This window comes from Bradyrhizobium sp. USDA 4369, from assembly GCF_054056435.1.
Map to the genome: position 1 here is coordinate 3,557,088 of NZ_JBSRYH010000001.1, position 12,042 is coordinate 3,569,129.

The 12,042-nt window shown below is 62.2% G+C and carries 14 protein-coding genes; 10 read left to right on the top strand and 4 right to left on the bottom strand.

The features are described from left to right. Nucleotides 1-402: 402 nt before the first annotated feature. The gene (locus ACVIJ6_RS16140) at nt 403-1,104 is read left to right on the top strand and encodes a VIT1/CCC1 transporter family protein (RefSeq protein ID WP_425988412.1); all 702 of its coding nucleotides are present in this window, start codon (nt 403-405) and stop codon (nt 1,102-1,104) included. 136 nt (nt 1,105-1,240) lie between these two features. Here ACVIJ6_RS16140 and ACVIJ6_RS16145 read toward each other — a convergent pair whose 3' ends face one another. The 3 genes from ACVIJ6_RS16145 to ACVIJ6_RS16155 all read right to left on the bottom strand — a co-directional run bounded on the left by ACVIJ6_RS16145 (nt 1,241) and on the right by ACVIJ6_RS16155 (nt 3,632). After that, complete coding sequence (locus tag ACVIJ6_RS16145; RefSeq protein WP_456773496.1) at nt 1,241-2,452, bottom strand: ATP-binding protein; 1,212 nt, start codon at nt 2,450-2,452, stop codon at nt 1,241-1,243. 117 nt (nt 2,453-2,569) lie between these two features. Next, nucleotides 2,570-3,232: a response regulator transcription factor gene (locus ACVIJ6_RS16150; protein ID WP_425988406.1), complete on the bottom strand. Its 663-nt coding sequence runs from the start codon at nt 3,230-3,232 to the stop codon at nt 2,570-2,572. Between the two features lie 106 nt (nt 3,233-3,338). Then, nucleotides 3,339-3,632: a PepSY domain-containing protein gene (locus ACVIJ6_RS16155; RefSeq protein ID WP_456773497.1), complete on the bottom strand. Its 294-nt coding sequence runs from the start codon at nt 3,630-3,632 to the stop codon at nt 3,339-3,341. Nucleotides 3,633-3,816: 184 nt separating this feature from the next. Here ACVIJ6_RS16155 and ACVIJ6_RS16160 point away from each other — a divergent pair, with 184 nt between their 5' ends. The 5 genes from ACVIJ6_RS16160 (at nt 3,817) to ACVIJ6_RS16180 (ending at nt 6,816) form a co-directional block, all read left to right on the top strand. Further along, nucleotides 3,817-4,593, top strand: a complete 777-nt coding sequence (locus tag ACVIJ6_RS16160; RefSeq protein ID WP_425988400.1) for a COG4705 family protein — start codon at nt 3,817-3,819, stop codon at nt 4,591-4,593. A gap of 39 nt (nt 4,594-4,632) precedes the next feature. Beyond that, on the top strand, nt 4,633-5,049 hold the full coding sequence (locus ACVIJ6_RS16165; protein ID WP_425988397.1) for a histidine kinase: 417 nt from the start codon (nt 4,633-4,635) through the stop codon (nt 5,047-5,049). Nucleotides 5,050-5,099: 50 nt separating this feature from the next. Continuing rightward, nucleotides 5,100-5,858 carry a COG4705 family protein gene (locus tag ACVIJ6_RS16170; protein ID WP_456773498.1) on the top strand — a complete coding sequence of 253 codons (759 nt, stop codon included), beginning with the start codon at nt 5,100-5,102 and terminating at the stop codon, nt 5,856-5,858. 69 nt (nt 5,859-5,927) lie between these two features. After that, nucleotides 5,928-6,242: a ferritin family protein gene (locus ACVIJ6_RS16175; protein ID WP_425988391.1), complete on the top strand. Its 315-nt coding sequence runs from the start codon at nt 5,928-5,930 to the stop codon at nt 6,240-6,242. 40 nt (nt 6,243-6,282) lie between these two features. After that, nucleotides 6,283-6,816, top strand: coding sequence for a cytochrome b (locus tag ACVIJ6_RS16180; protein ID WP_024919792.1), 534 nt, complete (start codon nt 6,283-6,285; stop codon nt 6,814-6,816). Nucleotides 6,817-6,890: 74 nt separating this feature from the next. Here the strand turns inward: ACVIJ6_RS16180 and ACVIJ6_RS16185 are convergent, their stop codons facing one another. Further along, on the bottom strand, nt 6,891-9,323 hold the full coding sequence (locus ACVIJ6_RS16185) for a heavy metal translocating P-type ATPase (RefSeq protein ID WP_456773499.1): 2,433 nt from the start codon (nt 9,321-9,323) through the stop codon (nt 6,891-6,893). A 53-nt stretch (nt 9,324-9,376) separates the two neighbouring features. Between ACVIJ6_RS16185 and ACVIJ6_RS16190 the strand changes: the two genes are divergently transcribed. The 4 genes from ACVIJ6_RS16190 to ACVIJ6_RS16205 all read left to right on the top strand — a co-directional run bounded on the left by ACVIJ6_RS16190 (nt 9,377) and on the right by ACVIJ6_RS16205 (nt 12,033). After that, nucleotides 9,377-9,652, top strand: coding sequence for a metal-sensitive transcriptional regulator (locus ACVIJ6_RS16190; protein ID WP_425988382.1), 276 nt, complete (start codon nt 9,377-9,379; stop codon nt 9,650-9,652). 84 nt (nt 9,653-9,736) lie between these two features. After that, a complete protein-coding gene (locus ACVIJ6_RS16195; RefSeq protein WP_456773500.1) occupies nt 9,737-10,204 on the top strand; it encodes a hypothetical protein in 468 nt (155 codons plus the stop codon). Between the two features lie 77 nt (nt 10,205-10,281). Beyond that, a complete protein-coding gene (locus ACVIJ6_RS16200; RefSeq protein WP_425988379.1) occupies nt 10,282-10,575 on the top strand; it encodes a hypothetical protein in 294 nt (97 codons plus the stop codon). A gap of 9 nt (nt 10,576-10,584) precedes the next feature. Further along, nucleotides 10,585-12,033: a TolC family protein gene (locus ACVIJ6_RS16205; protein WP_456773501.1), complete on the top strand. Its 1,449-nt coding sequence runs from the start codon at nt 10,585-10,587 to the stop codon at nt 12,031-12,033. Nucleotides 12,034-12,042: the final 9 nt, after the last annotated feature.

Below are 12,042 nucleotides of genomic sequence, written 5' to 3' on the forward strand. Positions count from 1 at the left end.
CAGTGGTCGACTGCACCGTACCGTAATATTTCAAATGGGCGCGGCATTGGAGGTCGAAAGCCCAGTCGGCATACCACTTAAGTTCACCCTGTTGATCGAGTCGGATCGTGTCAAGCGCCCTTGCAGCGTCATTTGGCGGAAGGTTCGGCGTATAGGGGTAAGATTTGACGACGGCGAGAGCTGACACCACCTCGGTCGAAAGGACTTAAGTGGGATCTAACACGCCAGGATGAGCGCGCGATGACGATGCGGGCCCTGCCAAGAACCGACGCGGATCGGGAAGACCGGAAGAGCGCCGCCGTCTGCAAGCCGCAATCGGTTTGCTTGTCCGTGGTCGCTTTACGGCGGATCTCGGATCTCTTTTGACTGTGTTCGACTTCGGAGCCGAAAGGAAACAATTGAATGATCCGTCTTCGTCAACATACAGAGTACCATCTTATCGAGCGCATCGGGTGGCTGAGGGCGGCAGTTCTGGGAGCCAACGATGGGATTATCTCGACAGCCAGCCTCATTGTCGGTGTGGCGGCGGCTGCCGCGACCCGGAACGAAGTGCTCCTTGCAGGAATTGCGGGGCTTGTTGCGGGCGCCATGTCGATGGCGGCCGGAGAGTATGTTTCCGTCAGTTCCCAGTCTGACACCGAACTCGCCGATTTGGCGCGCGAACGCCGGGAGCTTGGTGAGAACCCGGAAGCTGAACTCGAGGAGTTGACCGAAATATACTTCAAGCGGGGTCTCGAACGCGAGCTGGCACGACAGGTCGCGCAGCAGCTTATGGCCAAGGACGCATTGAAGGCGCATGCCCACGACGAGCTCGGAATTTCCGAGCTGACGGCGGCCAGGCCGGTTCAGGCTGCGCTTGCATCGGCGGCCATGTTTTCGATCGGCGCAGCCATGCCCTTGCTCATGGTGGTTATTGCGCCCGCAAGTGCCTTGGTTCCGGTCGTTTCGGCCGCGTCTTTAGGTTTCCTCGCGCTCTTGGGTGCGGTCGGAGCGAAGGCAGGAGGCGCGAACATGCTGCATGCAACGATACGCGTGACGTTCTGGGGAGCGCTCGCCCTCGCGACGACCGCGGTAATAGGCAAATTGTTCGGTACGGTGGTCTGATTGAAGCACATACGACCGACCTTGCTTCGTCGACTGTCACCGCAATTGAAAGGTGCCTTACTATAGGGACGGCCGGGATTGTCTATCGATGAAAAGGTCGAAGGCAGGTCGCCTGTAGACACGATACGTTTGCCAATCAGGCTTGGGAAGTGGTCTCTGGGGCTGCCGGAAAGCTGACGCTGGCAATTAGCCCGTGTCCGCCCGGTGGCCCGACGTTTTCGAGTCGGATCGAACCGTGACACCGTTCGGCGATGCGTCGCACGATCGAAAGACCGAGGCCGGTCCCATCGCCGCGCGAGCGACTTCCACGGAAGAACGGTTCGAAGATCCGGTCGATTTCCGAAGCAAGGATGCCCGGTCCGGTATCGGCGACCTGGAGGATGACAGCATCGCTTTGACGGAACAGGCTCAGGTCCACCCGACCGCCTGCCGGCGTATGCCGAAGTGCGTTGTCGATCAGGTTTCGGACGAGTATCGCCAAGGCAGCGGGTTCGCCACGTACCGAGGCCGTCTCGATCCGTGCGAAACCCAAGTCGATCGATCGGTCCTGGGCGGCCGGCAGCAGATCGGCGACCACTTCCTTGACGATGCGGTCGAACGCGCTTAGCGGCATTTCTCTGGATGCGTCCGAATCGTATCTCGCCAGCGCAAGAAGCTGCTCAAGCAAATGAGCGGTTCGCCGGATTCCGGTTCTGAGGGAATCCAGCCGCACCCGTCCGTCCTGCGAAAGTCCGGCATGCTCCAGATTTTCGGCTTGGACCGAAAGCGCGGTGATAGGACTGCGGAGTTCGTGCGCGGCATCGGCGACGAACCGTCTCTGTTTGTCGAACATCGTCCCGATACGGTCGAGAAGACGGTTGATGGAGGCGACGAAAGGAAGCAACTCCTTCGGAATGCCGTCCGTCGGCAGTTTTTCCAGATGGTCCGATTGCTTCGCGTCGAGGCGCGCCGCCAGTTTGGAAAGAGGGCGCAGGCTTCGATCGACGACGATGCCGATCAGCAGCATGAGACCCGGAACGAGCAAGCCCAGCGGCACGATGGTCCGCAGCGCGCTCTCCCGGGCAATTTCGTCGCGATGGGCCGTCGGTTGGCCGACCGCGACGCGGCTTCCGTCCTTTCGCGTACGGACCAGGATCCGCCACTGCTCCTGGCCGCGCTTAACGGTCTGGAGGCCGTCGCGAAGATCCTGGGGTAGGCGGGGAAGGGAACTTGTGGGGGCGGGATCCCCGGGGGGCGGCGTCAGTTCCTCGATGGCGACTCGCGCTTCACCGTCGATGTTTCCCTCGGAGGTAAGATCGGTCAGACGATTTTTTGCCGCCAGCGGACCCGACCTGCAGCAGAATGGCATCTTGCAGCTCGATCGCCTCCTCGAATGCCCATCTGAAGGCCAGGTAACCCGCCGCGAGCCCTGCCCCGACGATGAAGACGGTAAGCCCCACGAAGAGACGCCCGCGCAGCGAGGAGATCAACATGGGCGGTCCACCATCCATCCGACGCCCCTTACGTTGCGGATGGCCGCGGCGCCGAGCTTCTTGCGTATCGCGTGGATCAGGAATTCGACGGCATTGCTTTCGACCTCCTCGTTCCAGCCGTAGATATGCCGTTCGAGGTCGACGCGCGACAGGATGGTGCCGGGACGCAGCAGAAGGGCTTGCAGCAGTGCGAATTCGCGTGCGGTCAAACGCGACGTCTCGCCGGCGTGGGCCACTTCGTGGGTCGCCGGATCCAGGCTGATTGCGCCGTTGCTCAGGACGGCAGAGCTGCCACTTCCCTGCCGCCGCAGGATCGCGCGCATGCGCGCGAGAAGTTCACGGATCTCGAACGGCTTGACGATGTAGTCATCCGCCCCGAGGTCGAGTCCATGGATCCGGTCGTCGATGGCGTCGCGCGCCGTCACAATGATCACGGGCAACTGACGTCCGGTCTTGCGGAACTGCCTCAGCACCTCGGTCCCGTCCGGAGGAGGGAGGCCCAGGTCCAACAAGGCGAGATCGTAGGCCTCGGCCCGGGCTGCCTCGATAGCGGTTTCCCCGTCCGTGACCCAGTCGACCGCGTATGAGGCGTCCTTGAGCGCCTGGGTCACGGCCGCTCCGATCATCCGGTCGTCCTCTATCAGAAGAATGCGCATGTTCGGTTCCCGTGGAGGCCGGCGGCGGATGCCGCCGCCGGCCTCGTTTACAGCGTACCGGCGATCAATCGGCCTTGTCACCCTCGTCATCGGCATCCGCCGCATCCTAGGTCGATGCGATGATCGTGCCGGCGTCCGGATCGACCTTGACGTCGAACACGTCGCTGCCGCTGGCGACTTCGACGTCGTAGGCCCACCGGCCGTCCTTGCCCTTTTCGTACTCGGCACGGACCGCCTTGCCGTTGGTGTGTTTTTCGGCAGCGGCGACGGCGGCTCCCATCGATATCTTGGCTTGCGCAATGGGACCCGCATCGTTGGACGCCGTCTTGGCATTGTCCGCGAGAGCCACCGCCGATGTCATCACAGCGACGGCGCAAACGATCGTTTTCAGCTTGTTCATTTTGTCTTCTCCAGAAATGCCCCTCGTCACGTCTGACTCAGGCCACTTAGCGGCAGCTTAGCCGATTCAGCCTGGCGGCGGCACGGGCGGCCCAGCGGCGGACCTTCTAAGTCGTCGCTAAGTCGGCAACTCTAACGATGAGGGAGGGCGCACGAATACCGACGGCCCTGCGAAGGGAAACGACATGGATTTCAGCAAAAACCTCGTGGCGGAAGCTCTCAACAAGGTTCCGCAAGTGACGCTCGCCTTCTGGGCGATCAAGATCATGTCCACGACGGTCGGCGAGACCGGGGCCGACTACCTCGCCGTGCACGCCGGTCTTGGCAAAACGGTCACGAACGGGATTACGCTGATCTTGTTATTGGTGGCGCTGACGCTTCAGATGCGGATGTCGCGCTACGTTCCCTGGATCTACTGGCTGACCGTCGTGCTCGTCAGCGTCGTCGGGACCCAGATCACCGACGCGCTCACCGACGGCATGGGCGTAAGCCTCTACATCAGTACGCCGATATTCGCGGCAGCCTTAGCCGCGACCTTCGCGGCCTGGTATGCCGTGGAGCGCACGCTCTCGATTCACACGATCGTCACCGCACGGCGCGAACTCTTTTATTGGACCGCCATCCTTCTGACGTTCGCTTTGGGCACGGCGGCCGGCGATCTCGCAACCGAGGCCGTGGGGCTTGGCTTCAGGCTCGGCGTCGTCGTCTTCGGCGCAATGATCGCCACCGTCACGACGGCGTACTATCTCGGCGCGAATGCGGTGCTCTGCTTCTGGATAGGCTACATCCTGACGCGGCCTCTCGGAGCTTCGCTCGGCGACCTGCTTTCGCAATCGCGTGAATATGGCGGGCTCGGTTTCGGTTCCGTCTACACCAGCCTCGGCTTCCTCACCGTCATCGTTGCGCTTGTCGCGTTCCTCACCCTGCACGACCGGCCGGCGGCCGCGGACGAACGGGCGTGAGCCATTCAATATAAATCTTTCGAAAAATGGAGATCGAACATGTCTGCCCAAAATACCCTTCATAGGATCGTCCTGTCGGCGCTGCTTGGCGCTGGTCCGCTGTCAAGCGCAATTCTGTCGGCACCTTTTATCGTCGCCTGCATTACCCAGACGCATGCCGCTTCGTCCAATTTGGGGGATCTCACTTCCTTTCGGAACGTCGTCGCCGACAGCAAGGCGCTGTTGGACAAAGGCGACCTGGCCGGGGCGAAGGCGCGCCTGAAGGATCTCGAAACGTCCTGGGACGAGGCGGAAGCCGGATTGAAGCCGCGGGCGGCTGCGGACTGGCACACCGTCGACAAGGCCATCGACCGCGCGCTCACCGCTGTGCGGGCCGCTTCGCCGGATCTCGCAGCCTGCAAGTCCGCGATCGACGAAGTCGTCGCCACGATGGACCGCCTTGTCGGCAGGTCATAGGCCGAAGGCTCCGCCAAGAACAAACGCGCCTCAATCGAAAGCAACTTCTCATGAAAGACCAACTTGGCGAAAGCCTGAGCAAGGTGCCCGCAGTCACGCTCGGGTTCTGGATCATAAAGATCGCCGCGACGACGCTCGGAGAAACCGGCGGCGACGCGGTGACGATGTCGATGCATCTGGGTTATCTGGTCGGCACGACGATCTTTGCAGCCATCTTCGTCGCCGCCGTTGCCGCGCAGATAAGCGCCAAGAAATTCCATCCATTTCTCTACTGGACGGTCATCGTCGCAACGACGACGGCGGGAACGACGCTTGCCGACTTCGTGGACCGGTCCCTTGGCATCGGATATCTCGGTGGCAGCTCGATCCTCCTCGCTCTTTTGCTGCTGTCGCTTGCGGTCTGGTACCGCTCGCTGGGGACCGTATCGGTCGAAAGCGTCACCACGCCCAAGGCAGAAGTGTTTTATTGGGCGACCATCATGTTCTCCCAAACCCTCGGAACCGCTCTCGGCGATTGGATGGCGGACTCTACGGGACTTGGCTACAGCGGCGGCGCCGTCGTGTTCGGAGCCGCGCTGGCGATGGTCGCAGCGGCGTACTTTTGGACGAACATGTCGCGCACGTTTTTGTTCTGGGCCGCCTTCATCCTCGCGCGCCCGCTCGGTGCAACGGTCGGCGACTTCCTGGACAAGCCGCTCTCCAACGGAGGGATGGCACTGAGTCGATACGCGGCGTCCGCCGTACTCGCGGTATTCATCGTCGGATGCATCGCGTTGCTGCCTCAGCGGGCAGGACGGCATCCGGCCTGAACCGTTTGCGCCGTCGGAAGCGTGCGAAGGCCAACATTCACTTTCACAAATCAGACTTAGGAACAGAATATGGCAACTGAACAGTACCATGAACCTGCTGCAGAACTCTCCTCGGAGACGCGTACGTTTGCGCGGATGATCATCGGCCTCGTCGAAGAAGCCGAGGCGATCGGCTGGTATCAGCAGCGCAATTCACTTGAGAAGGACGGGGAAGCCCGCGCGATCATGGAAAACGCCCAAAAAGAGGAGTTCAAGCATTTCGGCATGGATCTGGAGTTCTTGCTTCGGCGCAAGAAGGAGTGGCGGGAGATCCTCAGGGGCATTCTGTTCACCGATGGCGATATCGTCGAGGCCGCGGAGAAGGCCGAGAAGAAAGCAAACTGACCGCGATCCAATTTCTTCTGCACCGAGAATCGTATCCCCCATGACACAACAACCCGCCTACGGAAACACTGCCAAGGTCCTTCATTGGATGATCGTGGTACTGCTCGCAGCACAGTTCGCTATCGGCTGGCTGATGCCCGACATTCAACCGGGCGCACCTCCAGGGAGCGCGATGACATTGCATATCGCCATCGGGCTTATCATCCTGATGTTGATCATCCTGCGCTTTGCTTGGCGGCTCTTCCACCCCGTCGCGCCTGCAAATACGCTGCCTCGTTGGCAGCGCCTCTTGTCGGAGAGCGTTCATTGGCTTCTCTATGGACTGGTCGTTGCAACGGCTATGACGGGCTGGTTCTTTGCGTCGTTCCGGGGCTGGCACTTGTCGCCCCTAGTCGGAGTGCCGCTGCCGATGCTGACTGCACCCGATTCCATCGCCGGTCGCCTGGTCGGCGGCTGGCATCAAGCAGCAGGATTTGGACTGCTCATCGCCATCGGCATCCACGTTGCCGCAGCCTTCATTCATGCTTTCGTCTTCCGCGACCGGATCATGCAGCGGATGCTTCCCCGAGCATGAGCACGGACTTGCGCTTTGCATCGGTCCGACGACGAATAGATGGTAGGCCGCATGCGGACGCTGTTCCTGCAACGCTAGATGTTCACCGCCCGAAGTCGCAGTGCATTGCCGACGACGCTTACCGATGACAGCGCCATGGCAGCGGCGGCGATTACTGGTGAAAGCAGCAGTCCGAACGTCGGATAAAGAATGCCGGCGGCTATCGGAATTCCGGCCGCGTTGTAGATGAACGCAAAGAAGAGGTTTTGTCGGATGTTGCGCATCGTCGCCTGAGAGAGACGACGGGCGCGGACGATGCCGCCAAGATCGCCTTTCAGCAGCGTCACGCCTGCACTTTCCATCGCCACGTCCGTTCCCGTTCCCATGGCGATTCCGACATCGGCCGCTGCGAGGGCGGGCGCGTCGTTGACGCCGTCTCCCGCCATGGCGACGACACGACCCTGCTTCTGCAGCTTACTGACGACGGCACTCTTCTGATCCGGCAGCACCTCGGCCTCGACTTCGGAAATGCCGAGGCGCTTTGCGACCGCGGTTGCCGTCGTTCGGTTGTCGCCGGTCAGCATGATTACCCTGATGCCTTCGGCCGCCAGCGCTTTCAATGCTTCCGGCGTCGAGGCCTTGACCGGATCGGCGATGGCTAGAATGCCGGCAAGTTTACCATCGACCGCGACGTTGATAACCGTCGCGCCGTCGCCTCGCAGCTTTTCCGCCTGCGTTTCCAACGGATGTGTTTCGATGCTCGCGGATTTGAGATAATTGGCGTTGCCGAGCAGTACCGATTTGCCGTCGACCTTACCCGTGACCCCCTTGCCGGTCGGAGAATCGAAATCCGCGACATCGGCCAGCGCCAAATTCCGTTCTTTCGCCGCCCGGACGATCGCATCGGCGAGCGGGTGTTCGCTGGACCGTTCGACACTCGCTGCAAGCTTCAGAATTTCAGCTTCGTCGAATCCCTCTCCGGGTACGATTGAGACCACCTTCGGCTTGCCTTCGGTCAGCGTTCCGGTCTTGTCGACGACCAGCGTGTCGACCTTTTCCATGCGTTCGAGAGCTTCGGCATTCTTGATCAGGACGCCGGCCTGAGCACCGCGTCCGACGCCGACCATGATCGACATCGGTGTCGCGAGTCCGAGGGCGCACGGGCAGGCGATGATCAGGACGCTGACGGCCGCAACCAGGCCGAACGCGAGCCGCGGCTCCGGACCGAAGAGCGCCCATGCGCCGAAGGCGACAAGGGCGACGACGATCACGGTCGGCACGAACCAACCGGCCACTTGGTCGGCGAGACGCTGGATGGGAGCGCGCGACCGCTGCGCCTGCGCCACCATCTGCACGATTTGGGAAAGCAGGGTGTCGCGGCCGACCTTCTCGGCCCGCATCACGAAGCCACCCGACTGATTGAGCGTGCCGGCGATCACCTTGGCGCCGGGCTCCTTGGTGACCGGCATGGACTCTCCGGTCACCAGCGACTCGTCGAGGGACGAGCGTCCTTCGATGATGACGCCGTCCACCGGCACCTTCTCGCCCGGCCGGACCCGCAGCTTGTCGCCCACGTTCAGGCTGTCGAGCTGAACCTCGTGGTCCGCGCCATTCTCGTCGACGACGCGCGCGGTCTTGGGCGCCAGATCGAGCAGGGCCTTGATCGCTCCGGAGGTGGCCTCCCGGGCCCGAAGCTCCAGTACCTGACCGAGCAGGACCAGGACGGTAATGACCGCCGCGGCCTCGAAGTAGACCGCCACGGCGCCGTCGTGGCTCCGGAATGCGGGCGGGAAAATGCCCGGCGCAACCGTTGCGACGACGCTGTAGGCGAAGGCGACGCCGACGCCCATCGCAATGAGGGTGAACATGTTCAGATTGCGGGTGACCAGCGACTGCCAGCCTCGCACGAAGAACGGCCATCCGGCCCAGAGCACGACCGGGGCGGCGAAAGCGAGTTGGATCCAGTTCGAGAGGTTCTGATCGATCCAGCCGTGGCTGCCGACCAGATGGCCGCCCATCTCCAGGACAACGACCGGCAGAGCCAGCGCGAGCCCCATCCAGAAGCGGCGGGTCATGTCGGCCAGTTCGGGGTTGGGTGGGTCGTCCAGGCTGACCAGGTCCGGTTCTAGCGCCATCCCGCAGATCGGGCAGCTTCCGGGGCCGATTTGGCGGATCTGTGGATGCATGGGGCAGGTGTAGACGGTGTCCTCTGGGACGTCGGCGTGGTGCGGCTTTGCGTTCACCTTGTCGAGGTATTGCTCCGGAGCGGCGGCGAACTTGGTCCGGCAGCCGGCCGAGCAGAAATGGTAGGGGACGCCCCGGTAGTCGGAGCGATGCTTGCTGGTTTCGGGATCGACCGTCATGCCGCAGACAGGGTCGACAACAGCAGCTCCAGCCGCAGCGTGGTCATGTTGATGGTGATCGTGGCCGCCGGCGCCGCCGCAGCATCCGGCGGGTTCAGGTCCGGCAGCGGCCTTGGAGTAGCATCCGCATGCGCCTGGCGATAGAGCTTTCTGTTCCTTGGCCATTTCGAGCTCCGTGGCTACTTGCAACCTATACCGTGTAGGGGTATATAGGGGCCATGCGAAAGGACATCAAGGCTTCCTGTCACAAACGCCTAAGCCGGATCGAAGGCCAGGTGCGCGGTCTCTCCAGGATGGTGGAGGAGGAGCGCTACTGCATCGACATCGTCACGCAGATTTCGGCGGTCCGTGCCGCGCTGCGGCGTGTCGAGGAGGAAGTCCTGAAGGACCACGTCTCCCACTGCGTCGAACACGCCATCGCAAGCGGCGATAAAGTAGACCAGCGAAAGAAGATCACCGAATTGATGGCCGTCATTGGCCGGGCGGACCGATGAGCGGTACTACAAGTTCCATCTTGGCGGATCGAGGCTTCACCGCTATGGTCCCGAATCTTGGTACGAAAAGGTATTGATGTCTGCATGCTCGTCCGGTTGACCAGAGCGAAGCGATTGAGGGCAGGGTGGCTGATAGCCCTTGCCTATCTGCTTTGCGTATTGGCGCCGACGATCTCCTACGCGGTGCCCGGCGTTCACGCTCCGGCCCGCTGCCTGACGGACCCGAATCACGGTCCAGGAATGGTTCATGTTCATTCCGAGCCGCAGCACGTGCATGCCGACGGTCATGCCCATGATCACGCCGCGGCGCATGGTAAGTCAACGGGGCATGACCATTCGATGTCCGTGGCATCGAATTCGGAGTCTGCTCCCGGAAAAGCTCCGCATTCATCCGGCGGGCAGTGCTGCGGGCTGATGTGCGTTACCGCTATTCCGGCGACGGTCGCCGACATCGTCAAGCCTTCCGCTCCGACCGCGCTTTGCGAGGTCGAAGGCTACCGGAACGTCGCCGACAACGCTCCCCCTCGGCTCTATCGTCCCCCCATTACCTGACCTGATCGAAGCTACGCGGTGCCGACCCCGTCAAGGGGCCGCGCGCCTGTGGTCGATCGTCAGTTCAGGAAAACAACATGCTTGCGCAGCTTGGGGCGATTCTCGCCGCCGTTCGGTCGGTGGTGGAGAAGTTATTTGGCAATAGATTTCGAACGATAGCAGGAACGGCCGCCACGGCGCTCGCGTTGGGCGGGTGCGTGCAGACGGCGGTGCCGTTGGCGGGCGCCGATCCCACGGATCCGAACGCGAGGGTCGCGGCCGTGGGTTACCGCTCCACCGTCGCTCCCTACACCAGCCTTCGTCCCACTGCGCCGTCGTCGTGGCGCGAACAGAACGACCGCGTCGCCCCGGCGCCGAAGTCCGGCCGGTAGGAGCGACCGATGCACAAGAATCCCGAGATTTCAAACGACGCGGCAAGCCGATCGAAGATCGGTTCAGCAGCGGCCGTGCTTCTTTCCGCCTTGCTTCTTTCAGGATGCGCGACATTTTCCCCGGACGGGGGCATGACGGTTGTCGCCAACCTCGCCGGCGAGACCATTCACAAGGAGGTAGTTTCCATCCGCACGGCGGACGACGCGGCATGGGCGCAGAATGCCGTTCAGGGCCTGCTCCGCCGCGGCCTGACGGTGGACACTGCGGTTCAGATAGCACTGCTTAACAACCGCGGCCTGCAAGCATCGTACAACGAACTCGCGCTGGCGGAGACAGATCTCGTCCAGGAGAGCCTGCCGCCCAATCCGGTCTTCTCGATCTCGCGCATCGCCGGTTCTGGCGTGGTCGAGATCGAGCGTCGGATCGCCGGTGACATTCTTGCGTTGGCGACATTGCCGTTCCGCTCGGAAATCGCCCGGCAACGTTTTCTCCAGGCGCAACTCCGAGCGGCGGAGGAAACGCTTCGACTCGCGGCCGAAGTACGGCTTGCCTACTTCCGCGCAGTCGCCGCCAACGAATTGGTCGGGCTGTTGACCGATGCCAAATCGACCGCGGAGTCCACCGCCCAGCTCGCGCTGAAGTTGGGGCAGACAGGCGCGCTAAACAAACTCGACCAGGCGCGGGAACAGGTGTTCTATGCCGAAGTCACCGCGGAGCTTGCACTGCTGCGTCAGGAGGCCGCCAGTTCGCGAGAGCGCCTGATCCGCCTGCTGGGATTGTGGGACGGCGATCTCGGCTTCCGCGTTCCGGCGCGGCTTCCGGCAATGCCCCGCCGCCCGCAACCTCTGCCGCGCATCGAGGTCGATGCGGTTGAACGCCGTGTCGATCTTCAGATCGCGCGCCTCGAACTCGACGCTCTCGCCAAATCTCTTCAACTCACCGAAGCGAGCCGCTTCGTTACGCTGCTCGATCTAGCGGGAATCCACAAGAGAACGACCGATGCAGGCGGTGCGGTCACCGAGCGCGGACTCGATCTGCAGTTTCAGATTCCAATATTCGACGGCGGAGAGGTCCGCGTCCGGCAGGCGGTCGAAACCTACAATCTGGCCTTCAACCTTTTGACCGAAAAAGCCGTGAACGTTCGGTCCGAGGCGCGCGATGCCTACAAAGTATACCGTTCCACCTACGACATCGCCGGGCACTACCAGCGCGAAGTCTTGCCGCTTCGACAGATCATCTCGGACGAGATGCAGCTTCGTTTCTCGAGCATGCAGGACGACGTGTTTGCGCTGCTGACGGAAGCAAGGCAGCGGATCGCCGCACAGCGCGCGGCGATCGAAGCGAAGCGTGACTTCTGGCTGGCCCAAGCCGAACTGCAGACCGTCGTCAACGGTGGTGGTCGCCCCGACACTCAACCGCAAAACCGTTCCTCGAAGACCGCCAGGGCGGGCGGCTGACAACTTAAG